Here is a 22,597-nt window from a genome sequence, read left to right as displayed (position 1 = left end):
GCATCAGCGCATGTAGATCGCGGGGGACGGCGTGTTCGCCGGGAGCTGGATTTCGGCGCGGGCGCCGTTGCGGTCGACGATGATCGAGCGCGGGCGGACTTCGGCAAGCTTCGCGCCGGGCGTGACGTCCGCGCCGAGCGACACGGCGCGCGGCGGTTCGCCGCCGACGCCGACGATCGCGGCACCGCCATGGTCGAGCGCGAGAATGCCGAACAGGTGGATGTCCTGGACGGGATTCTTGTCGAGCTGGCCGCCGAAGAGCGCAGCGGCGTCCTCGGTGCGGATCGGCAGCCGCGCGGCGGCGGCGGGCAGCGGCGCTTCGCGGGCCGACAGCGTGACGACCCAGTAGGTGGCCGTCGCGCACAAACCCGCGAAGAGGGCTAGGGAAAGGATCCGGATCGAGAGCGCGTTCATGCGCGCTATTGTACGGATGTATATGAAATTTGCGTTGGGTGAAAGCCCTCGACGATGCGCGCCTTACAATGCGTGCTCCGCGCCCGCGGGACCGGAAGCTTGCCGTCAGGCAATCGCCCGGTGCGCGGGGTGCGTCACTCAATCGACGACATTTTTTGGAAGAGGTAGTCAGTCATGCAAACGTGGATCACTCGCCGCAACGCGGCCGTGCGTCGCCAGCGCGGTTTCACGCTGATCGAGATCATGGTGGTGGTCGCGATCCTCGGGATCCTGGCGGCGCTGATCGTGCCGAAGATCATGAGCCGCCCGGACGAGGCGCGCCGCATCGCCGCGAAGCAGGACATCGGCACGATCATGCAGGCGCTCAAGCTGTACCGTCTCGACAACGGTCGCTATCCGACCCAGGAGCAGGGCCTGAATTCGCTGATCCAGAAGCCGACCACCGATCCGATCCCGAACAACTGGAAGGACGGCGGCTATCTCGAACGCCTGCCGAACGACCCGTGGGGTAACGGATACAAGTACCTGAACCCGGGCGTGCACGGCGAGATCGACGTGTTCAGCTACGGCGCCGACGGCAAGGAAGGCGGCGAAGGCAACGATACCGACATCGGTTCGTGGCAATAAGCCGGCAATCGGCCCGACGTTTCATTTCCGTTCTTCATGCCCGCCATTCGCACGGCCTCCCGCTGCGGTCGCGATCGCCGTGCGCGTCGCGGCGCGGTGTCGTTCGTACCGGCACGCGCCGACGGCGGCCCGATGAAGCATGGCGCGCCGCGTCGTCGCGCGCGTGGCTTCACGCTGCTCGAAATGCTGGTCGTGCTGGTGATCGCGGGGCTGCTCGTGTCGCTCGCGTCGCTGTCGCTGACGCGCAATCCGCGCACCGACCTGCGTGAAGAGGCGCAGCGCGTCGCGCTGCTGTTCGAGACGGCCGGCGACGAAGCGCAGGTGCGCGCGCGGCCGATCGCATGGCAGCCGACCGAGCACGGTTTCCGGTTCGACGTGAGCTCGCCCGACGGCTGGCGCACGCTGCGCGACGACCTGCTGCGCCCGCGCGACTGGGACGGCGGCGTCACGGGCGCCGACATCGACTATCCGGGTTCCGACACGCATGCGAATCGCGTGGTGTTCGGTACCGAAAGCATCGACACGCCGGTGCGCGTGACGCTGCATTCGGCCGCCGGCAGCGCGACGATCGTCGGCACCGGCAACGGCCGCTACGAGGTGCAATGACGATGCGTCGTCGCCTGCCCTCCTCCCTTTCTTCATCGCGCGGTTTCACGATGATCGAGGTGCTCGTCGCACTCGCGATCATCGCGGTCGCGCTCGCCGCGTCGATCCGTGCGGTCGGCACGATGGCGAACAACGCGTCCGACCTGCATCGCCGGCTGCTGGCCGGCTGGAGCGCCGACAACGCGCTCGCGCAGTTGCGGCTCACGCATGCGTGGCCGGAGGTCGGCGAGCAGAGCTTCGACTGCTCGCAAGGCAACGTGCAGCTCGTCTGCACGCAGCGTGTGAGCACGACGCCGAACCCGGTGTTCCGGCGCGTGCGGATTTCGGTGAGCATGCCCGGCCAGTCCGGCGTGCTCGCGCAGATGGTGACGGTGGTCGCGAATGAAACCAGCCGTCCGCTCTGACGCGCCGATGCGCCGCCCGTCCGGCCGCCGCGCCCGCGGCTTCACGCTGATCGAGCTGATGATCGCGATCGCGATCCTCGCGGTGGTCGCGATCCTCGCGTGGCGCGGGCTCGACCAGATCATGCGCGGCCGCGACAAGGTGGCAGCCGCGATGGAAGACGAACGCGTGTTCGCGCAGATGTTCGACCAGATGCGCATCGACGCGCGGCTCGCCGCGACCGACGACGAGGCCGGCCAGCCGGCGATCGGCGTCGCCGGCAATACGCTGCAGATCGTGCGCGAACTCGAGGTGCCGGGCGCCGCGCCGCGGCTGCAAGTGGTCCGCTACCGGATCGCCGGCGGGCGCGTCGTGCGCTATGCATCGCCGCCGATCGACGACGCGAACCGGCTGCGCGCCGTGCTGAAGGACAGCAGCGTCGAAGGCTGGAGCTGGGTCGCGCTGATGGGAGGCGTCGGCGCGATCGACGCGAAGCTGTACGTGCCGCGCGTGGGCTGGACCACCAACCTGCAGACGGCCGACGACGCGCTCGCGCAGAACAACGATGCGCTCAAGGTGCCGCAGATCGGCAACGCGCCGCCGGCGCGCGCGGTGACCGGGCTGCAGGTCAGCATAGGCGCGACGTCGCTGCGCGTGCCGGTCACGCGCATCTTCCTCGTCGGGGAATGACGATGCGCGCGCGCCCGTCCCGTCGCTCCTCCTTCAACCGCGCTGCCGCGCGCATGCAGGCACGCGGCCGCCAGCGCGGCGCCGCGATCATCACCGCGCTGCTCGTCGTCGCGCTGTCCGCGATTCTCGTCTCGGGGATGCTGTGGCGCCAGCAGGTGCAGATCCGCCGCATCGAGAACCAGCGCGTGATCGCGCAGGCGCAGTGGGTCGCGCGCGGCGCGCTCGACTGGACGCGGATGATCCTGCGCTCCGAAGGCGATACAGCGCCCGGCATCACCTATCTCGGCGGGATCTGGGGCGTGCCGATCGCGAAGACGAAGCTGTCGGATTTCCTCGGCCGGATCGGCGCCCCCAACGACAGCGGCGGCGAAGACACCTATATCTCCGGCTCGATCGAGGACGCGCAGGCGAAGTTCAACCTGCGCAACCTCGTGTCGTCGCCGGCGCCCGGCGTGCTGCAGCTGAACGTCACGCAGCTCCAGGCATTCCAGCGCCTGCTGACGACGCTCGGCTACGACGGCGCGTTCGCGAAGCGCATCGCGCTGCAGGTGCGCGCGGGCCTGCTGCATTCGGCGACGCGCTTCCAGATGCCGAACCTGCCCGGCGGCGGCGGTACCGCGGCGAACGCCGCGACTGCGCCGGTGACGAGCGGCGACCAGCAAGGCAGCGGCTTCACCGACGATCCCGGGCTTTCCGGCGGCGATCGCGGGCCCGCGCCGCTGATGATGACGAGCGTCGACAGCCTGCTCGACGTCGACGGCGTGACGCCCGAGATGGTCGCGCGGCTGCGCCCGTTCGTTACCGTGCTGCCGACCACGACGCCCGTGAACATGAATACCGCGCCGGCCGAAGTGATCGCCGCGCTGATACCGGGGATGAGCGTGTCGTCCGCGCAGGCGCTCGTGTCGCGCCGCGAGACCGTGTTTTTCCGGAACGTCGGCGACGTGCAGCTCGCGCTGCGCGGCGCCGGCGCGCCGCCGAACGTGACGGTCGACTCGAGCCTCGTCGACGTCAATTCGAGTTATTTCATCGTGCACGGCCGGATCCAGCACGATCGCGCGGAGGTCGACCGCACCTCGCTCGTGTATCGTGATCCGACCACGCACTCGACGCGGGTCGTGCGTATCCGCGACCAGCTATAACGACGCCAATCGGGAGAGGAGCTCTTGTGAGCACGTTGATTGTTTCTTTGCCGCCGCGCGAGCCTGCCGTGCCGTTGCAGGAATGGCAGTGGCCCGAGCTGCCGTTCACGCTCGTCGACAAGGCCGGCCAGGTGCAGCGTGCGGGGCGCGCCGCGCTCGCGCTGCTGCCGCGCGCGAACGCGACGGTGCTGATCGTCGCCGCGCGCGACGTGCTGCTGCTGGCCGCGACCGTGCCGCCGCTGAAGGGGCCGAAGCTGCGCCAGGCGCTGCCCAACATCGTCGAGGATCAGCTGATCCAGGATCCGCTCGGCTGCCACATCGCGCTCGATCCCACCGCGCTGCCCGACGGGCGCCGCGTGCTGGCCGTCGTCGATCGCGCGTGGTTCCGCACGATCTGCGACGCGTTCACGGCCGCCGGCCACCGGCACCTGAGCGCGGTGCCCGCCACCCGCTGCCTGCCGGCGCCGCGCGCGTCGGCCGAACCGGCATCGATCGCGCCAGCCGACGGCGAGAGCACCGTCGCCGCGCTCGCCACGGATGTCGTCGAGCCGGCCGTCCGTCCGGCGACGGTCGCCGCGGTGCTCGGGCTCGCGACGTCGGTCGAACCGGTGCTCGTCGAGGCCGGCGCGCAGCCGGCCGCAGCCGGTGCGCCGCGCCTCGAACTCGCCGTGGCGCGCGGCGCGCTCGGCGAAGGCTTCGCGGCGCCTGCGGCGCGCGCGGCCGGCACGCTGACCGCGCTCGCACGCGGCGGCGACGTCGAACTGTACGAACTCGGCGAACCGGGCGCGGAGCCGCGGCTCGCATCGGTCGGCCGACCTGACGCGGCGCTGTTGCCGGGCGCCGCCCCGCTGCCGTTCGACACGTTCGCGCGCCGCGCGCTCACCGAGAAGTTCGATCTGTGCCAGTTCGAATTCGAGTCGCAGCCGTGGCGCTTCGACCGCGCGACGCTGAAGCGCCTGCGCGTGCCGCTCGCGCTTGCCGCGGCGACGCTCGGCGTCGCGGTGATCGGGATGAACCTGCACTGGTGGAAGCTGTCGCGCGAGCGCGATGCGCTGTCCGCGCAGATCACCGAGACGCTGCTGTCCGCGTTCCCGAAGACGACGACGGTGCTCGATCCGCCCGCGCAGATGCAGCGCCAGCTCGACCAGCTGCGCCTCGCGGCCGGCGAGCTGTCGCCGAACGATTTCCTCGCGCTGTCGAGCGGGCTGTCGCGCTCGATGGGCGCGCTGCCGCTGAACGGCATCGCGTCGCTCGACTATCACGACCGGCGGCTCGACGTGGGCTTCAAGCCGGAGGTCAAGGTCGATCCCGATTTCACGCAGCGCCTCGCACGTAACGGACTGTCCGGCGAAGTCGACAGCAACACGGGCAAATGGACGATCCGGAGCCGCTCATGAAAACCGAACAACTGAACCAGACGCTGGCCCAGTTCTGGGGTGAGCGCTCGCCGCGCGAGAAGACGCTGCTCGGCTGGGGCGGCGCCGTGCTGGCCGTCGCGATCGCGTATTCGGTGCTGTGGTCGCCCGCGCAGGAAGGCCGCGCCCGGATCCAGCGCGAGCTGCCGACGATGCGCCAGGAACTCGCGCAGATGACCGCGCAGGCGAACGAGGCGAAGTCGTTGACGGCCGCCGCGCAGGGCGTCGCGCCGACCGGCCTCGCGCTGAAGGACGCGTTGACCGCGTCGCTGTCCGATCACGGGCTGCAGGGCGCGCAGGTGCAGATCGTCGGCAACGGCGTGCAGATCCAGATGAAGAACGTGTCGTTCCCCGCGTGGACGCAGTGGCTCGACGATGCGCGCCGGCAATTCAAGGTGCAGGTCGGCGAGGCGCACGCGACCGCGCTGAAGGACGACGGCCAGGTCGACCTGACGGCCGTGATGCAACCTTCCGTACAGAAATAGATGACGCAGTGGACGACGCAAGCGACGGTCGGCCGATGAGGCCGGGAATGAAACGGCTCGCCGCCGTATTGCTGTGGGTGCTGGCGGGCGGGTTGGCGACGGCGGTGACGCTCGTCGCGCTCGCGCCGGCCGCGTGGATCGCGCCGCAGTTCGCACGCGCGACCGGCGGGCACGTGAATCTCGTCGACCCGGACGGGTCGCTGTGGCACGGTTCGGGCACGCTGATGCTCGCGCCGGGCGCCGACCAGAGCGCGGCGACGCTGCTGCCGGGCCGGGTCGAATGGACCACGCGCTTCTGGCCGCTGCTGACCGGGCGCGTGCAGATGCGCATGCGGCAGACCGAGGCGATGCCCGATGCGGTCACGCTCGATGCGACGTGGCGCGGCGCGGTGCTGTCGGCGGGCACGATGGCCGTGCCCGCGTCGCTGCTCGCGGGGCTCGGCACGCCGTTCAACACGCTCGACCTGCAGGGCGACGTGCGGGTCGGCTGGAGCGACTGGCGCCTGTTCGGCAACAACGCGTTCGGCCAGCTGACGGTGACGATCGACTCGATGAGTTCGCGCGTGTCGCGCGTGAAGCCGCTCGGTTCGTACCGCGCGGTGCTGCAGGCGAAGGGTGTAGGCGCCGATCTCGACCTGTCGACGACGCAGGGCCCGCTGTTCCTCGACGGGCACGGCAACTTCGGTCCCGGCCAGGGATCGTTCCGCGGCACCGCGCATGCGGCGCCCGAACAGCAGGCGAACCTCGCCGGGCTGCTGAACCTGCTCGGCCATCCGATCGGGAACAACGAGGTATCGCTGATCTTCGGCGACGCGCAGCGCTGACGCGCGCGTCGCCCGCTCCTCTTCCTACTTCTGCGCGAGCGGCGTAGCGGCCGACGGTGCGGTGGCCGCAGGTGCGGCCGTACCGGACGCCGGCACGGGTGCCGGTGCCGCCATGCCGCCGTTCTCGCGCGTCATGTCCGCCACGTCCCAGCCGCCGCCGAGCGCCTTCACGAGCCCGACCGACGACACCATCCGCTGGCCGGCGATCGTCGCGAGCTTCTGCTGCGCGGTGAATGCGGTGGTTTGCGCGGTCAGCACGTTCAGGTACGCGACCGTGCCGGCCTTGTACTGGTTCGTGACGATCGCGAGCGAGTGCTCGGCGCTGTCGACGGCCTGCCGCTGCACGTCGATTTCCTGCGCGAGGATGCGCTGCGATGCGAGGTTGTCCTCGACGTCCTGGAATGCGGTGAGCACCGCGAGGCGATACGCGGCGACGTCCTGGTCGTAGGTCGCGCGCGCGGCGTCGGTCTGCGCGGCGCGCAGCCCGGCGTCGAACAGCGTGGCCGCGAGCTGCGGGCCGACCGTCCAGAAACGGGCCGGCAGCGTGAACAGCTGCGACCACACCGAGCTCTGGAAGCCGCCGGTGGCCGACAGCGTCAGGGTGGGGAAGAACGCGGCGATCGCGACGCCGATCTGCTCGTTCGCGGCCGCCGCGCGGCGCTCGGCCGCCGCGATGTCGGGCCGGCGTTCGAGGATCGCGGACGGCACGTCGACCGGCGTGATCGGCGGCTCGGCCGCGAGCGGGTTCGGCGACAGCGAGAAGGTCGACGCCGGTTCGCCGATCAGCGTCGCAATCGCGTGCTCGTACTGCGCACGCGCGACGCCGTTGTCGATCTGCGCGGCCTGCGCGCTCTGCAGCTGCGTCTGCGCCTGGATCACGTCGGCGCGTGCGGCGACGCCCTGCGCGTACTGGTTCTGCGTGAGCTTCAGCGACTGCTCGTACGACTTCACGGTGTCGTCGAGCAGCTTTTGCAGCGCATCGGACGTGCGCAGCTGGAAATAGGTCTGCGCGAGCAGCGCCTGCTGCGACAGTCGTGCGTTCGCGAGATCGGCCGCGGCCGCCGCTTCGCCGGCGCGCTGCGCGCTGACGGTGCGGCTCACCTTGCCCCACAGGTCGGGTTCCCAGCTGGCGTCGAGGCCGACGCTGTAGCTGTTGTTGATCGACCCGGTCGATCCGCTGCCGAAACTCGACGACGAGCCCGACGACACCGACGTGCGCGGCGTGCGGGCACGCGAGCCCGATGCGGTCAGCCCGACGGTCGGGAAATACGCGGCGCGCGCTTCGGTGACGAGCGCGCGTGCCTGCCGATAGGCGGCCGCCGATTGCGCGATGGTCTGGTTCGACGCGTTGAGCTTGCCGATCAGCGTATCGAGCTGCGGATCGTTGTAGACCGTCCACCACGGGCCGCGATCGCCGCGGTCGGCCGGTTGCGCGACCTTCCAGCCGGCCGGCGCTTCCTTGAAGGCGGCGGGAATCGACGTGTCGGGCCGGTGATAGTCGGGCCCGACGGCGCAGCCGGCGAGCAGCACGGCCGTCGCAACGACGACGGCGGCGCTCAGCGGGCGAAGGGCGCGCGGGAGGGAGGCGTACGGCATGGTGGTTTTCCTGTCTGGGCGTGACGGCCGGCGAGCGGCGTCGCGCGATGCGGTCGTCATGCCGCTGGCGGACAAATGGTAACTGACGGCGGAGAAGCTGCGCAGCCCTAAGGGTACGGTGCGCGAAGGCCTGATTGTGTTACCGGCGCGGCTGGCCGGTTTACCGGCCATTACGGATCGCTTGCGGGAAAACGGGCGCGCGACGCCTGCCGCGCGGAGCGCAGCAGGCGCCCGGCCAAATCAGGCGGGACAGCGGGTGGCGTGTCAGTGGCAGCGCACCGGCACCGCGACGGGCTCGGCGGCGGGCCGCCATGTCGACGGCTCCGTGGCGGCCGGCTGGCTCGTGCGGCGGGCGCCGTCCTTCGCGTTGCGCTGCCGGCGATGATCGAACCACGCGAATCCGAGCGCCGCGAGCGAGCCGCCCGGCACGACCAGCATCGTCACGTACAGCGCGATCTTCCAGCCGCGGTGCGGCCCGGAAAACACATGATGAGCGGTATCGGTCAGGTTGCGGCGCAGCGCGCCGGCGGCATTTTTCAGGAACAGCATCGCGAACATCCTCGGGGTGCCCGCAGCGCGGGCGCATCGGTCAGAACATAGTCTCCGGCAGTGCAACATGCACGTCGTAACTGGTTGACTCAAATAATATTGACTAAGCAATCATTTTTCAAGATACTGGGCGCGTTTTAACCTGAAACGCACTATTGCTGCGCGCGCAATCGTATGACCGGCGGCCTCTACGATCCCGAGAACATCGCGCTTGAAACGAGCCTCGGCTATTACCTGTCGAAGGCGAAGCAGGCGCTCGTCGAGCGGATGGATCGCGCGCTCGAGCCGCTCGATCTCACCGCGCAGCAGATCGGCGTGATCCTGCTGTTGTCGCGCGGTTATGCGCGCACGCCGTTCGAGCTGTCGCGCAAGATGTCGTACGACAGCGGTTCGATGACGCGGATGCTCGACCGGCTCGAACGCAAGGGGTTGATCGCGCGCTCGCGCAGCGAGCAGGACCGCCGGATGATCGAGCTGACGCTGACCGAGCGCGGCATCGAAGCCGCCCGCGCGCTGCCGTCGCTGGTCGCGACCGTGCTCAACGCGCAGCTCGAAGGCTTCTCGGCCGACGAACTCGCGACGCTCACCGGCCTGCTGCAGCGCTTCATCGCCAACGGGCTCGGCACGTCCGGTTGTCCGAAGCCCGACGAAGACGCCTGATGCGCGCGGAGGCCCCCATGTCTAGGTTAAGCATTCGCTTATTTCTCTGTCTGGGCAGAAGATGACAGGACACGCGCTCCGCTTTTTCCCTTTTTCGTTCCACCCGGCCGGGCCGCGCTGCGTCGCGCGCCCGTGCGTTGTGCCGGCGCCTCGTGCGCGCCGCGTCTAGGAGATTCCGATGTCCGCCACCACGGCATCCGCCGCCTCCCCCGCCGCCGAACCCGCGCCGCTGTCCGGCGGGACGCTCGCGCTGCTCACCGTCGGGCTCGCGCTCGGCACCTTCATGGAAGTGCTCGACACGTCGATCGCGAACGTCGCGGTGCCGACCATCTCGGGCAGCCTCGGCGTCGCGACCAGCGAAGGCACCTGGGTGATCTCGTCGTATTCGGTCGCGTCCGCGATCGCGGTGCCGCTCACCGGCTGGCTCGCGCGGCGGGTCGGCGAGGTGCGGCTGTTCACGCTGTCGGTGCTCGCGTTCACGATCGCGTCCGCCCTGTGCGGCTTCGCGACCAATTTCGAGACGCTGATCGCGTTCCGGCTGCTGCAGGGCCTCGTGTCGGGGCCGATGGTGCCGCTGTCGCAGACGATCCTGATGCGCAGCTATCCGCCCGCGAAGCGCGGGCTCGCGCTCGGGCTATGGGCGATGACGGTGATCGTCGCGCCGATCTTCGGCCCGTTGCTGGGCGGCTGGATCAGCGACAACTACACATGGCCGTGGATCTTCTACATCAACCTGCCGATCGGCATCTTCTCCGCGGCCTGCGCGTATTTCCTGCTGCGCGGCCGCGAGACGAAGACATCGAAGCAGCGGATCGACGCGATCGGCCTCGCGCTGCTCGTGATCGGCGTGTCGTGCCTGCAGATGATGCTCGACCTCGGCAAGGACCGCGACTGGTTCAACTCGTCGTTCATCGTCGCGCTGGCGCTGATCGCGGTCGTGTCGATCGCGTTCATGCTCGTGTGGGAGGCGACTGAGAAGGAGCCGGTGGTCGACCTGTCGCTGTTCAAGGACCGCAACTTCGCGCTCGGCGCGCTGATCATCTCGTTCGGCTTCATGGCGTTCTTCGGCTCGGTCGTGATCTTCCCGCTGTGGCTGCAGACGGTGATGGGCTACACGGCCGGCAAGGCCGGCCTCGCGACCGCGCCGGTCGGGCTGCTCGCGCTCGTGCTGTCGCCGCTGATCGGCCGCAACATGCACCGGCTCGACCTGCGGATGGTCGCGAGCTTCGCGTTCATCGTGTTCGCGGGCGTGTCGCTGTGGAACGCGACGTTCACGCTCGACGTGCCGTTCAACCACGTGATCCTGCCGCGGCTCGTGCAGGGGATCGGCGTCGCGTGCTTCTTCGTGCCGATGACGACGATCACGCTGTCGAGCATCTCCGACGAGCGGCTCGCGAGCGCGTCGGGGCTGTCGAACTTCCTGCGCACGCTGTCCGGCGCGATCGGCACCGCGGCCAGCTCGACGTTCTGGGAGAACGACGCGATCTACCACCATGCGCGGCTGTCGGAATCGGTGAGCATCTACGCGCAGAACACGACCGACTACCAGGGCGCGCTCGCGCAGCTCGGCATCGTCGGGCAGACGGCCAATGCGCAGCTCAACCAGCTCGTCACCCAGCAGGGCTTCATGATGGCGACGAACGACTTCTTCCACCTGTCGGCGGTGATGTTCATCGCGCTCGCGGCGCTCGTGTGGATCACGAAGCCGAAGAAGGGGGCGGGGCCCGCGATGGGGCACTGAGGACCCGACGGGCGGCCATCATGGCCGCCCTTTTTGTTTCACCGTTCGCTTCATCGCCCGGCGGCCCGGCCCTCACTCCCTCGCCCGCAACCCTCCGAACGCCAGATCGTCTGCCGGCGCGAGCGGCAGCGTCGCCCGCGCGACGTCGAGCCACGCGCGCGCCGCGTGCGACAGGTAACCCTTCTTCAGCCAGCCGAGCGCGATCGCCCACGTGATTTCCGGCTCGACGATCGGCCGGCACGTGAACTGGCCGGCGTCGAGCCGCCGGCAATACGGCTCGGGCAGCAGCGCGATGCCGACGCCCGCATGCACGAGCGCGGCCATGAAATCCCAGTGGCCGCTGCGGCTCACGATCGACGGCGTGAAGCCGACCTGCCGGCACGCATCGAGCACCGCGTCGTGCAGCGCGAGGCTTTCCGCATAGAACACGAACGATTCGCGCGCGAGATCGGCGAGCGGCACGGCCGCGTGATCCTCCCAGCGCGACTCGCGCGGCGCGACGAGCCACAGCGGCGCGCGCACCATCGGCAGCCGCTCGAAGGTGCCGGGATCGACCGGCTCCAGCAGCCCGCCGAGCTCCAGCTCGCCCGACGTCAGCGCGGCCTCGATCATCCGCGCGCCCTGCTCGAACAGCTTCAGCTCGATGTTCGGGTAGCGCTGCTTGTACGCGGCGATGATCGGCGTGAACAGCGAACCGCCGAGCGGCGGGATGCCGATCGTCAGCTCGCCGCGGCCGAGCGTACCGAGATCCTTCAGCTCCGACTGCAGCTGCGCCTGCGCGGCGAGCACGTCCTGGCCGCGCTGGAACACGATCCGCCCCGCATCGGTCAGCACCATCTGCCGGCCGTCGCGCAGCAGCAGCGGCGAACCGATCTCGTCCTCGAGCGCCTTCACCATCTTGCTGATGGTCGGCTGCGTCACGAACAGCTTGTCGGCGGCCGCCGTGAAGCTCTGCTGGCGGACCACCTCGACGAAGTACCGCAGTGCGCGCAATTCCATCGACATCTCCCCAAATTGGTGCGGCAATCCCAAGCTGAATTCCGAATTGGAATGACAAGGATAGAGACAAGTCATTTTATTTATGGTTAGGGGAAACCCTATACTCACACCATCAACGCACGATCTGTATGGAGCCCGCCATGACCAAGCCGACCACCGCCGCCCGCCCTGCCGCTTCGGGCAGCCTCGCGCATACGGGCCGGATCGCGCTGCAGGCCGCCGCGCTCGGCGTGCTGTGGATGGCCGTCGACTGGGCCGTGCGCAAGGTCGGGCTGCCGATTCCTTCCGGCGTGATCGGCCTCGCGGTGCTCCTCGCGCTGCTGTTCTCGGGCCGCGTCGCGCCCGCGTGGGTGAAGGACGGCGCGAACTGGCTGCTGTCCGACATGCTGTTGTTCTTCGTGCCGGCCGCCGTCGCGGCCGTGCAGTACGGCGGGCTGTTCCGCGAGGACGGCTGGCGCATCGCGCTGGTGATGCTCGCCGGCACCGCGTTCGTGATGGTCGCGGTGGCCGTCGCGGTCGATCTCGCCGCGAAGCTCGAACGCCGGCTCGCCGCGCAGCGCATGTTCGCCGAACGCCGCCGCACGCGCCTGAGCGCCGTGTCCGCGCACTGAGCCGGAGCCGCCCATGCTTGCCGCGCTATCGAACCTGTCCGCCGACCGCGTGAACACCGCGATCTCCGTCGGCTGCTTCGTGCTGACGGTCGTGCTGTATTTCCTGTCGAAGCGGCTCTACGCGTACAAGAAGACGCTGCTGTTCTCGCCGCTCGTGTTCGTGCCTGGCGTGCTGGTGTTGCTCGTGCTGGTGACCGGCATCCCGTATTCGGTCTACTTCCGCGACACGCGCTGGCTGATGTGGCTGCTCGGCCCGGCGACGATCGCGTTCGCGGTGCCGATCTACGAGTATCGCGACCTGATCCGCCGCCACTGGCTGTCGCTGTCGGTCGGCGTCGCGGTCGGAATCGGCGCGGGCGTGTGCGGGTCGCTGCTGCTCGCGAAGCTGCTGCACCTGTCGCCGGAACTGCAGCGCTCGCTGATGACGCGCTCGGTGTCGACGCCGTTCGCGCTCGCCGTGTCGGACAAGATCCACGCGCCGAAAGACCTCACGGCGCTGTTCGTGATCGCGACCGGCATCTGCGGGATGCTGCTCGGCGAACTCGTGCTCGCACTCGTGCCGATGCGCACGCGGCTCGCGCGCGGCGCGCTGTTCGGCGCGGCCGCCCACGGCGTGGGTACCGCGAAGGCGCGCGAGATCGGCAGCGAGGAAGGCGTCGTGTCGAGCCTCACGATGATGATCGCGGGCGTCGCGATGGTGCTGATCGCACCGCTGTTGACGCTGCTGCCGATCTGACACCCGCGCGCCGGGCGGCCGACGCCCGCCCGGCGTACCGTCCCGCCGCGTTCCGCCGGCCCCGCTACCCTGCATCCGGCCGACAATCGGCTGAGATAGCCGCAAATCCCCCCTCTGTTCCGCCCATCGGGCTCGGCCCGGATGCCGAACAATGCATGCTACGAGACATCACGCACGCATTCACATGGCCTCCACGACCGCAAACCCGACCGCCGACAAGCCGGCTTCGTCCGGCAAGTTCAAGCGCATCGCACTCATCGCCATCGTCGCGCTGGGCGCGGCCGCTGCCGCCGCCGGCGGCATGTACGTGTTCCTGAGCAAGGCAGGCGTCGGCCATGCGAGCGCGCCCGCAGAACCGCCGCCGCTGGCCGCGCCGGTGTTCTTCCCGCTCGACCCGCTGACCGTGAACCTGCAGTCGGACGACGGCGCGCAGCACTACCTGCGCGTCGGCCTGTCGCTGAAGCTCACCGACCCGAAGGCACAGGAGCAACTGACCGCGCGGATGCCGGAGATCCGCAGCCGGATCCTGCTCGCGCTGTCGAACAAGCATCCCGAGGAACTCGCGACGCCGGACGGCAAACATTCGCTCGCGAAGGAACTGCGGGCCCTGATCGAGCAGCCGACGCAGCCGGGCAACCAGCGCGCGAAGGTCGACGACGTGCTGTTCACCGAGTTCGTCGTCCAGTAACGCGGCCGAGAAAGGAGCGCGTATGGGTCACCAGGAGTTCATGTCCCAGGAGGAGGTCGATGCCCTCCTCAAGGGCGTCACGGGCGAAACCGATTCTGTCGACGAGCAGCGCGACAATTCGGGCGTCCGCCCCTACAACATCGCGACGCAGGAGCGGATCGTCCGCGGCCGGATGCCCGGCCTCGAGATCATCAACGACCGTTTCGCGCGCCTCTTGCGGATCGGCATCTTCAACTTCATGCGGCGCACGGCGGAAATCTCCGTCAGCCAGGTGAAGGTGCAGAAGTACAGCGAGTTCACCCGCAACCTGCCGATCCCGACGAACCTGAACCTGGTGCACGTGAAGCCACTGCGCGGCACGTCGCTGTTCGTGTTCGATCCGAACCTCGTGTTCTTCGTCGTCGACAACCTGTTCGGCGGCGACGGGCGCTTTCACACGCGCGTCGAAGGCCGCGACTTCACGGCCACCGAGCAGCGGATCATCGGCAAGCTGCTGAACCTCGTGTTCGAGCACTACACGACCGCGTGGAAGAGCGTGCGGCCGCTGCAGTTCGAATTCGTGCGCTCGGAGATGCACACGCAGTTCGCGAACGTCGCGACGCCGAACGAGATCGTGATCGTCACGCAGTTCTCGATCGAGTTCGGGCCGACGGGCGGCACGCTGCACATCTGCATGCCGTACTCGATGGTCGAGCCGATCCGCGACGTGCTCGCGTCGCCGATCCAGGGCGAGGCGCTCGAAGTCGACCGCCGCTGGGTGCGCGTGCTGTCGCAGCAGGTGCAGGCCGCCGAGGTCGAGCTGAGCGCGAATCTCGCCGAGATCTCGTCGACCTTCGAGAAGATCCTGAACCTGCGCGCGGGCGACGTGCTGCCGCTGGAGATCGAGGACACGATCACCGCGAAGGTCGACGGCGTGCCGGTGATGGAATGCGGCTACGGAATTTTCAATGGTCAATATGCGTTGCGCGTGCAGAAGATGATCAGCGCGGGCGATACGATGAAGGAAGGTGGATATGAGTGAGCTGAACCAGACGCCCGACGACGACATCCAGGCGATGGCCGACGCGGCCCTCGCGGCTTCGGCCGCCGACACGCACGCTGCCCCGGCCGCGGCCGAGGAAGATCCTGGCATGGACGACTGGGCGGCCGCGCTCGCCGAACAGAACGAGCAGCCGGTGCAGGCGGGCGCGACGGGCGCCGGCGTGTTCCAGCCGCTGTCGAAGGCCGCGCCGAGCTCGACGCACAACGACATCGAGATGATCCTCGATATCCCGGTCAAGATGACCGTGGAGCTCGGCCGCACGAAGATCGCGATCCGCAACCTGCTGCAGCTCGCGCAGGGGTCGGTCGTCGAGCTCGACGGCCTCGCCGGCGAGCCGATGGACGTGCTCGTGAACGGCTGCCTGATCGCGCAGGGCGAGGTCGTGGTCGTCAACGACAAGTTCGGCATCCGCCTGACCGACATCATCACGCCGGCCGAACGCATCCGGAAGCTGAACCGGTGAATGTCGTGAAGCCTGGCCACCGCGTGCGCCGCACGATCGCAGCGGCGGCGCTTGCCGCTGCCGCATCGCTCGCGTACGCGCCGGCCGGCGCCGCCGACATGAACGCGGTGAACCACCCCGGTTCGATCGCGTCGAGCGTGATGGTCGGCTCGGCCGCGCCGTCGCTCGGCATCGGCGCGGTACTGCAGACGCTCGTCGGGCTCGCGGTCGTGATCGGCCTCGTGTTCGCATGCGCGTGGCTCGCGCGGCGCTTCGGGTTCCAGCCCGCGCGGCGCGGCGGCCCGTTGAAGGTCGTGTCGAGCGTCGCGGTCGGTGCGAAGGAAAGCGCGACGATCGTCGAGATCGGCGACACCTGGCTCGTGCTCGGCGTCGCGCCGGGCAACGTGCGCCTGCTGCATACGCTGCCGGCCGGCCCGGCGGCGACAACGGCTTCCACGTCGGCCGGCGCACCCGCCGGCGGCAACCCGTCCGACGGCGCTCTGCCCGGCACGTTCGGTTCGCGGTTTCGCGACGCGCTCGCGGGCGAAGCCGCGAAGCGCCTCGGTCGCGGCAAGGACCGCTGACATGGCGCTGTGCCCTCTTTCCGTCCCCGCATTCCGATGAAACACGCATTCCTGCATCGCGCGGCGCGCGTCGCGCCCGTGCTGATCCTCTGCCTCGTCCCCGCGTTCGCGTACGCGCAGGCGAACGGCCTGCCCGCGTTCAACACGAGCCCGGGCCCGCACGGCGGCACCACCTATTCGCTGAGCGTGCAGACGATGCTGCTGCTCACGATGCTGTCGTTCCTGCCGGCGATGCTGCTGATGATGACGAGCTTCACGCGCATCATCATCGTGCTGTCGCTGCTGCGCCAGGCGCTCGGCACCGCGACGACGCCGCCGAACCAGGTGCTCGTCGGCCTCGCGATGTTCCTCACCTTCTTCGTGATGTCGCCGGTGCTCGACCGTGCGTACAACGACGGCTACAAGCCGTTCTCCGACGGCTCGCTGCCGATGGAGCAGGCCGTGCAGCGCGGCATCGCGCCGTTCAAGACCTTCATGCTGAAGCAGACCCGCGAGACCGATCTCGCGCTGTTCGCGAAGATCTCGAAGGCCGCGCCGATGCAGGGCCCCGAGGACGTGCCGCTGTCGCTGCTGGTGCCCGCGTTCGTCACGAGCGAACTGAAGACCGGCTTCCAGATCGGCTTCACGGTATTCATCCCGTTCCTGATCATCGACATGGTCGTCGCGAGCGTGCTGATGTCGATGGGGATGATGATGGTGTCGCCGTCCACCGTGTCGCTGCCGTTCAAGCTGATGCTGTTCGTGCTGGTCGACGGCTGGCAGCTGCTGATCGGCTCGCTCGCGCAGAGCTTCACCTAAGCGGCGGAGGATTCGCGCGATGACGCCCGAACAAGTGATGACGCTGGCGCACCAGGCGATGATGATCGGCCTGCTGCTCGCGGCCCCGCTGCTGCTGGTCGCGCTCGCGGTCGGCCTCGTCGTGAGCCTGTTCCAGGCCGCGACGCAGATCAACGAACCGACGCTGTCGTTCATCCCGAAGCTGCTCGCGGTCGCCGCGACGCTCGTGATCGCCGGCCCGTGGATGCTGACGACGATGCTCGACTACCTGCGGCAGACGCTGCTGCACGTCGCGACGCTCGGCGTCGGCTGAGCCGCGCGTCCGGCGCCCCTTTCCCGCCATGTTCTCGGTCACCTACGCGCAGCTCAACGGCTGGCTGACGGCCTTCCTGTGGCCGTTCGTGCGAATGCTCGCGCTCGTCGCGACGGCGCCCATGGTCGGCCACGCGGCCGTGCCGGTGCGCGTGAAGATCGGTGCCGCCGCGTTCATGGCGCTCGTCGTGGCGCCGACGCTCGGCGCGATGCCGGACGTCACCGTGTTCTCCGCGCAGGGCATCTGGATCGTCGTCACGCAGTTCCTGATCGGCGTCGCGATGGGCTTCACGATGCAGCTCGTGTTCGCGGCCGTCGAAGCGGCCGGCGACTTCATCGGGCTGTCGATGGGGCTCGGCTTCGCGACCTTCTTCGATCCGCATTCAAATGGCGCGACGCCCGCGATGGGCCGGTTCCTGAACGCGGTCGCGATGCTCGCGTTCCTGGCCGTGGACGGCCACCTGCAGGTATTCGCCGCGCTCGCCGCGTCGTTCCAGTCGCTGCCGGTGTCGGCCGACCTGCTGCACGCGCCGGGCTGGCGCACGCTTGCCGCGTTCGGTGTAACCGTGTTCGAGATGGGGCTGCTGCTGTCGCTGCCGGTGGTCGTGGCGCTGCTGATCGCGAACCTCGCGCTCGGCATCCTGAACCGCGCGGCGCCGCAGATCGGCATGTACCAGATCGGCTTTCCCGTCACGCTGATCGTCGGGCTGCTGCTCGTGCAACTGATGATCCCGAACCTCGTGCCGTTCGTGTCGCACCTGTTCGACATGGGACTCGATGCGATGGGGCGGGTGCTGATCGGCTGGCGGTGACGCCCGGCAGGCCGCTTTCGCCGCGCTTCGGCGCGTGTCGCGCCCGTTCCAGCCCCCCGTTGCTGGAAAACCCCTAAACGAACCGCCAACCCGCGAAAGGTTGCAGAAGGTTTCGCGTCCCTATACTCGTCGTGACGATGCAACAAGCATCGCGCCAGACGAATACAACGAACGGAGACGACCCGATGCGACCCATCCTGCGCACCCTCGCCGTGGCAGCCAGCCTGAGCTGCGCGCTTGCCGCTCACCCCGCCTTTGCCGACGACGGCGGCAAGATCACGATCATGGTCGGCGGGATCGCGAAGCTGATCTACCTGCCCGCGCGGCTCACGCAGGAACTCGGCTACTTCAAGGCCGAAGGGCTCGATGTCGAGCTGCTGTCGCAGCCGGCCGGTGTCGACGCCGAGAACGAGTTGCTCGCAGGCGCCGTGCAGGGCGTCGTCGGCTTCTACGACCACACGGTCGATCTGCAGAGCAAGGGCAAGGACGTAAAGGCGATCGCCGTGCTCTGCCAGGTGCCGGGCGAAGTCGAGATGGTGTCGACCAAGGCCGCGCCGACGTTCAAGTCGATGGCCGACGCGAAAGGCAAGACGCTCGGCGTGACGGGCCTCGGCTCGTCGACGAGCTTCCTCACGCAATACCTCGCGCTGCAGCATGGCGTGCAGTCGACGCAGTACACGATGCTGCCGGTCGGCGCCGACGCGAGCTTCATCGCCGCGATCAAGCAGGGCCGGATCGACGCCGGGATGACGACCGAGCCGACGGTGTCCGCGCTCGAGAAGATGGGCGACGCGAAGGTGCTGGTCGACCTGCGCACGCTGGAAGGCACGCGCGCCGCGCTCGGCGGCACCTACCCGGCCGCGAGCCTGTACGTGCAGTCGGCCTGGGCCGATTCGCACAAGGCGGAAGCGACCAAGCTCGCGCATGCGTTCGCGAAGACGATGCAGTTCATCCACACGCACAGCGCCGACGAGATCGCCGCGAAGATGCCGGCCGATTACCAGAAGGACAAGGCGCTGTACGTGTCCGCGCTGAAGGCGTCGCTGCCGATGTACACGGCCGACGCGAAGATGCCGGCCGACGGCCCGGCGACCGTGCTGAAGGTGCTGTCGGCGTTCAACCCGTCGGTGAAGGGCAAGCATATCGACCTGGCCCGCACCTACACGAACGATTTCGTGAACGCGAAGTAAGCAGCGGCGCCGGCGGCGGAGATCCCGCCGCCGTGCGCTCCCCCGTTCCGGTCCGGCTGGCCGGCCCGGCGCCGCCACGATGCGACGCCCTCTTCACCCGCAGGACGAATGCGATGAACCAGGCAGTCTCCCAGAGCACACCGGCGATCGAGTTTCGCAACGTGTCGTGCCGCTTCATTTCGCCGGAAGGCAAGGCCACCGTCGCGTTGCGCGACTTCAGCATGAGCGTCGCGCGCGGCGAGTTCATCGCGATCGTCGGGCCGACCGGCTGCGGCAAGTCGACGACGCTGAACCTGATCACCGGGCTGCTCAAGCCCGCGTCGGGCGAAGTCCGCGTGATGGGCCGCCCGGTCGACGGGATCGACCCGCGCATCGGCTTCGTGTTCCAGGCCGACGCCGTATTCCCGTGGCGCAACGTGATCGACAACGTCGCGGCCGGCCCGCTGTTTCGCGGCCGCTCGAAGGACGTCGCGTACACGCAGGCCGAGGAATGGATCCGCAAGGTCGGCCTCGACAAGTTCACGAAGCACTACCCGCACCAGCTGTCCGGCGGGATGCGCAAGCGCGTCGCGCTCGCGCAGACCTTCATCAACCAGCCCGAAATCCTGCTGATGGACGAGCCGTTCTCCGCGCTCGACATGCAGACGCGCACGCTGATGCAGGACGAGCTGCTGCAGCTCTGGTCCGCCAACAAGGGCTCGGTCGTGTTCGTCACGCACGATCTCGAAGAGGCGATCGCGCTCGCCGACCGCGTGTTCGTGCTGACCGCGCGCCCCGCGACGCTCAAGCGCGTGTACGAGATCGACCTGCCGCGCCCGCGCGTCACGTCGGAGATCCGCTACGACACGCGCTTCATCGAAATTTCCAAGGACATCTGGCACGACCTGCGCGAAGAAGTGCAGATCGGCTGACGCATACACCGCACGGCAAGGACAGCAAGGACAGGAGCATGACCGACATGACGCTTCCCCCCACCGCCATTCCGGCGACGACGCTCGAAGACGAGTCGCGCGCCGCTCAAACCCGGCTGCGCCGCCGCCGGCAACTGATCATCGGCCTGCGGATTGCCGTGCTCGTCGTCGCGCTCGGCGGCTGGGAACTCGCCGCGCGGCTCAAGTGGATCGATCCGTTCTTCTTCTCGCAGCCGACGCTGATCTTCGCGCAGCTCCAGGACTGGTTCGTCAACGGCACGTCGCAAGGGCCGCTGCTCACGCAGGTCTGGGTCACGCTCGAGGAAACCGGGATCGGTTTCGTGATCGGCTCGGTCGCCGGCGTGATCTGCGGGATCGTGCTCGGCCGCAACAAGCTGATGGCCGACGTGTTCGGCCTGTACATCCAGATCGCGAACTCGATCCCGCGCGTCGTGCTCGGCTCGATCTTCGTGATCGCGCTCGGCCTCGGGATGGCGTCGAAGATCGCGCTGGCCGTCGTGATGGTGTTCTTCGTCGTGTTCGGCAACGCGTTCCAGGGCGTGCGCGAAGCCGACCGCTACCTGATCGCGAACGCGCAGATCCTCGGCGCGTCGCGCCGGCAGATCACCACGTCCGTCGTGATCCCGTCCGCGCTGAGCTGGATTCTCGCCAGCCTGCACGTGAGCTTCGGCTTCGCGCTGGTCGGTGCGGTCGTCGGCGAATTCCTGGGTTCCAAACAGGGCATCGGGCTGCTAATCTCCACCGCCCAGGGCGCGTTCAACGCGAGCGGCGTGTTCGCGGCGATGATCGTGCTGGCCGTGGTCGCGCTGGCCGCCGACTACCTGCTGACCTGGCTCGAGAAACGGCTGTTGAAGTGGCGGCCCGCGGCGTTCTGAACGCCGCCGGCGCACGCCTGACATGACACACCCGACCGCGCCGGCGACCCCGGCGCGGTTCGGCATTTCGGAGAAGGAGCGCAACGGGATGGCGCACAGCCTGCGCGGACGGCTGCTGTGGTGGCTGCTGCTGCCGCTCGCGGTGTTCGTGCTGATCGCGGGCGCGATGTCGTACGACACCGCGCGGACCACGGCCGCGCTCGTACAGGACAGCGCGCTCGTCGCGTCCGCACGCACGATCGGCGAGGACGTCGAATGGCGCAACGGCCTGCCGGTCGCCGACGTGCCGCCGGCCGCGCTGGAGATCTTCGAGTCGCCGTCGGGCGATTCGGTGTTCTACAAGGTGATCGACGGCCACGCCCGCCTGCTCGCCGGCAATCCGGCGCTCGACCTGCCCGCACGGCACGGCGTCGAGCCGACGCTGTACGACACGTCGCTCGACAACGTGCCGCTGCGCGCGGTGGCCTACGACCGCCAGCTGTACGACGAAGGACAGGTCGAAACCGTCACGGTGGTCGTCGCGAAGACGACGCGCTCGCACGGCGCGATGGTCGCGACGATCTGGCGGCCGCAGCTCGTGCGCCTGTCGCTGATGCTGGTGCTCGCGGTGGTCCTCGTCTACCTCGGGCTCACCTTCGAGTTGCGCCCGCTGATGAAGCTGAAGGACGATGTCGCCGACCGCGGGCCGATGGAACTCGAGCCGATCCGCCCCGAGCGGCTGCAGCACGAACTGCGGCCGATCGTCGACGCGATCAACCAGTGCATCGCGCGGCTCAACACGCACACGGCCACGCAGCGCCGCTTCATCGCGGATGCCGCGCACCAGCTGCGCACGCCGATCGCGGTGCTCGACACGCAGATCCAGTATGCGCAGCGGCGCGGGCAGGACGATCCGGAACTCGCGACGGTGCTCGACAGCATGCAGCGCAGCAGCCGCAAGATGGCCGACGTGACCGACAAGCTGCTGCTGCTCGCGCATGCGGAAGCGACGCCGTCGACGCTCCTGATCCATCGCGTCGATCTCGCCGCCGTGGTGTCGAGCGTGCTGGAGGAGACGATCGTGCTCGCGCAGCGGCGCGAAATCGACCTCGGCGCCGATCTCGGCGAGCGGCTCGACGTCGCGGGCAGCGACAGCCTGCTGACCGCGCTGGTGATGAACCTCGTCGACAACGCGGTGCGCTATACACAGCCGGGCGGCTGCGTGACCGTCTGCGCGCGGCGCGACGACGACGCGGTCGTGCTCGACGTGGTCGACGACGGCCCCGGCATCCCGGCCGAAGCGCGTCCGCACGTGTTCAAGCGGTTCTACCGCGTGTCGGCCGACACCGAAGGCTCGGGGCTCGGACTGGCGATCGTCCGCGAGATCGCGCAGGCACATGGCGGCAGCGTGTCGCTCGCGCCGGGAGCCGGCAATCGCGGTATCGTCGTGACCGTACGGCTGCCCGCCTACGAATGAAGAGAAGGCCG

Annotated in this window: 27 protein-coding genes; 23 read left to right on the top strand and 4 right to left on the bottom strand. The window is 68.9% G+C overall.

The features are described from left to right. Positions 1-3: 3 nt before the first annotated feature. Positions 4-414 (bottom strand): type II secretion system protein N, encoded by a 411-nt coding sequence (locus tag AC5LXX_RS00320; protein WP_034188199.1) that lies wholly within the window; start codon positions 412-414, stop codon positions 4-6. 174 nt (positions 415-588) lie between these two features. Between AC5LXX_RS00320 and gspG the strand changes: the two genes are divergently transcribed. The 8 genes from gspG to AC5LXX_RS00280 are packed head-to-tail and all read left to right on the top strand — an operon-like array spanning position 589 to position 6,584. Then, positions 589-1,041: a type II secretion system major pseudopilin GspG gene (gspG, locus tag AC5LXX_RS00315; RefSeq protein ID WP_034188200.1), complete on the top strand. Its 453-nt coding sequence runs from the start codon at positions 589-591 to the stop codon at positions 1,039-1,041. Between the two features lie 36 nt (positions 1,042-1,077). Further along, positions 1,078-1,647 (top strand): GspH/FimT family pseudopilin, encoded by a 570-nt coding sequence (locus tag AC5LXX_RS00310; RefSeq protein ID WP_493410154.1) that lies wholly within the window; start codon positions 1,078-1,080, stop codon positions 1,645-1,647. Then, complete coding sequence (gspI, locus tag AC5LXX_RS00305; RefSeq protein WP_409364431.1) at positions 1,644-2,051, top strand: type II secretion system minor pseudopilin GspI; 408 nt, start codon at positions 1,644-1,646, stop codon at positions 2,049-2,051. The genes AC5LXX_RS00310 and gspI overlap by 4 nt, the downstream gene beginning before the upstream one ends. A gap of 7 nt (positions 2,052-2,058) precedes the next feature. After that, the gene (locus tag AC5LXX_RS00300) at positions 2,059-2,718 is read left to right on the top strand and encodes a PulJ/GspJ family protein (RefSeq protein ID WP_493411077.1); all 660 of its coding nucleotides are present in this window, start codon (positions 2,059-2,061) and stop codon (positions 2,716-2,718) included. Between the two features lie 2 nt (positions 2,719-2,720). Continuing rightward, positions 2,721-3,860, top strand: a complete 1,140-nt coding sequence (gspK, locus tag AC5LXX_RS00295) for a type II secretion system minor pseudopilin GspK (RefSeq protein WP_493410153.1) — start codon at positions 2,721-2,723, stop codon at positions 3,858-3,860. A gap of 26 nt (positions 3,861-3,886) precedes the next feature. Further along, positions 3,887-5,257, top strand: a complete 1,371-nt coding sequence (gene gspL, locus AC5LXX_RS00290) for a type II secretion system protein GspL (protein WP_493410152.1) — start codon at positions 3,887-3,889, stop codon at positions 5,255-5,257. Further along, a complete protein-coding gene (locus AC5LXX_RS00285; protein ID WP_124454559.1) occupies positions 5,254-5,760 on the top strand; it encodes a type II secretion system protein M in 507 nt (168 codons plus the stop codon). The genes gspL and AC5LXX_RS00285 overlap by 4 nt, the downstream gene beginning before the upstream one ends. 35 nt (positions 5,761-5,795) lie before the next feature. Beyond that, positions 5,796-6,584 (top strand): type II secretion system protein N, encoded by a 789-nt coding sequence (locus AC5LXX_RS00280; protein WP_493410151.1) that lies wholly within the window; start codon positions 5,796-5,798, stop codon positions 6,582-6,584. A gap of 24 nt (positions 6,585-6,608) precedes the next feature. Here the strand turns inward: AC5LXX_RS00280 and AC5LXX_RS00275 are convergent, their stop codons facing one another. Beyond that, positions 6,609-8,180 carry an efflux transporter outer membrane subunit gene (locus tag AC5LXX_RS00275; protein ID WP_493410150.1) on the bottom strand — a complete coding sequence of 524 codons (1,572 nt, stop codon included), beginning with the start codon at positions 8,178-8,180 and terminating at the stop codon, positions 6,609-6,611. Between the two features lie 264 nt (positions 8,181-8,444). After that, entirely contained in the window at positions 8,445-8,729 is a 285-nt protein-coding gene (locus AC5LXX_RS00270; protein ID WP_493410149.1) for a multidrug ABC transporter ATPase, read from the bottom strand. A 174-nt stretch (positions 8,730-8,903) separates the two neighbouring features. Here AC5LXX_RS00270 and AC5LXX_RS00265 point away from each other — a divergent pair, with 174 nt between their 5' ends. Together AC5LXX_RS00265 and AC5LXX_RS00260 are read left to right on the top strand one after the other, a co-directional pair. Beyond that, entirely contained in the window at positions 8,904-9,389 is a 486-nt protein-coding gene (locus tag AC5LXX_RS00265) for a MarR family winged helix-turn-helix transcriptional regulator (RefSeq protein ID WP_493410148.1), read from the top strand. Positions 9,390-9,567: 178 nt separating this feature from the next. Next, positions 9,568-11,130, top strand: a complete 1,563-nt coding sequence (locus AC5LXX_RS00260; protein ID WP_493401958.1) for a DHA2 family efflux MFS transporter permease subunit — start codon at positions 9,568-9,570, stop codon at positions 11,128-11,130. 72 nt (positions 11,131-11,202) lie between these two features. On the opposite strand, the gene AC5LXX_RS00255 is transcribed toward AC5LXX_RS00260, so the two are convergent. Beyond that, a complete protein-coding gene (locus AC5LXX_RS00255) occupies positions 11,203-12,129 on the bottom strand; it encodes a LysR family transcriptional regulator (protein ID WP_124454549.1) in 927 nt (308 codons plus the stop codon). Positions 12,130-12,269: 140 nt separating this feature from the next. On the opposite strand from AC5LXX_RS00255, the gene AC5LXX_RS00250 reads away from it, so the two are divergent. From AC5LXX_RS00250 to AC5LXX_RS00190, 13 genes are all read left to right on the top strand, one after another. Beyond that, positions 12,270-12,740: a CidA/LrgA family protein gene (locus AC5LXX_RS00250; RefSeq protein ID WP_493410147.1), complete on the top strand. Its 471-nt coding sequence runs from the start codon at positions 12,270-12,272 to the stop codon at positions 12,738-12,740. Between the two features lie 13 nt (positions 12,741-12,753). Continuing rightward, entirely contained in the window at positions 12,754-13,476 is a 723-nt protein-coding gene (locus AC5LXX_RS00245) for an LrgB family protein (RefSeq protein ID WP_493410146.1), read from the top strand. A gap of 151 nt (positions 13,477-13,627) precedes the next feature. Then, entirely contained in the window at positions 13,628-14,164 is a 537-nt protein-coding gene (gene fliL / locus AC5LXX_RS00240) for a flagellar basal body-associated protein FliL (protein WP_493410145.1), read from the top strand. A gap of 22 nt (positions 14,165-14,186) precedes the next feature. Continuing rightward, entirely contained in the window at positions 14,187-15,185 is a 999-nt protein-coding gene (gene fliM, locus AC5LXX_RS00235) for a flagellar motor switch protein FliM (protein WP_124454541.1), read from the top strand. Continuing rightward, complete coding sequence (gene fliN, locus AC5LXX_RS00230) at positions 15,178-15,669, top strand: flagellar motor switch protein FliN (protein ID WP_124454539.1); 492 nt, start codon at positions 15,178-15,180, stop codon at positions 15,667-15,669. Before fliM ends, fliN begins: the two co-directional genes overlap by 8 nt. After that, the gene (gene fliO, locus AC5LXX_RS00225) at positions 15,666-16,232 is read left to right on the top strand and encodes a flagellar biosynthetic protein FliO (protein ID WP_493410144.1); all 567 of its coding nucleotides are present in this window, start codon (positions 15,666-15,668) and stop codon (positions 16,230-16,232) included. Before fliN ends, fliO begins: the two co-directional genes overlap by 4 nt. A gap of 36 nt (positions 16,233-16,268) precedes the next feature. Next, positions 16,269-17,030 (top strand): flagellar type III secretion system pore protein FliP, encoded by a 762-nt coding sequence (gene fliP, locus AC5LXX_RS00220; protein WP_493410143.1) that lies wholly within the window; start codon positions 16,269-16,271, stop codon positions 17,028-17,030. Between the two features lie 19 nt (positions 17,031-17,049). Next, positions 17,050-17,322, top strand: a complete 273-nt coding sequence (gene fliQ, locus AC5LXX_RS00215) for a flagellar biosynthesis protein FliQ (protein WP_124454534.1) — start codon at positions 17,050-17,052, stop codon at positions 17,320-17,322. 28 nt (positions 17,323-17,350) lie between these two features. Continuing rightward, complete coding sequence (gene fliR / locus AC5LXX_RS00210; RefSeq protein ID WP_493410142.1) at positions 17,351-18,133, top strand: flagellar biosynthetic protein FliR; 783 nt, start codon at positions 17,351-17,353, stop codon at positions 18,131-18,133. 185 nt (positions 18,134-18,318) lie between these two features. Continuing rightward, complete coding sequence (locus AC5LXX_RS00205) at positions 18,319-19,323, top strand: ABC transporter substrate-binding protein (RefSeq protein ID WP_493410141.1); 1,005 nt, start codon at positions 18,319-18,321, stop codon at positions 19,321-19,323. Positions 19,324-19,436: 113 nt separating this feature from the next. Continuing rightward, positions 19,437-20,234: an ABC transporter ATP-binding protein gene (locus AC5LXX_RS00200; RefSeq protein WP_493410140.1), complete on the top strand. Its 798-nt coding sequence runs from the start codon at positions 19,437-19,439 to the stop codon at positions 20,232-20,234. A gap of 38 nt (positions 20,235-20,272) precedes the next feature. Next, a complete protein-coding gene (locus AC5LXX_RS00195) occupies positions 20,273-21,130 on the top strand; it encodes an ABC transporter permease (protein WP_493410139.1) in 858 nt (285 codons plus the stop codon). A gap of 88 nt (positions 21,131-21,218) precedes the next feature. Continuing rightward, positions 21,219-22,586 (top strand): sensor histidine kinase, encoded by a 1,368-nt coding sequence (locus tag AC5LXX_RS00190; RefSeq protein ID WP_493411076.1) that lies wholly within the window; start codon positions 21,219-21,221, stop codon positions 22,584-22,586. Positions 22,587-22,597: the final 11 nt, after the last annotated feature.

This window comes from Burkholderia torrens (assembly GCF_984668525.1).
The sequence above is the reverse complement of the archived record's forward strand: the minus strand, read 5'-3'. Positions and strand labels throughout refer to the sequence as shown.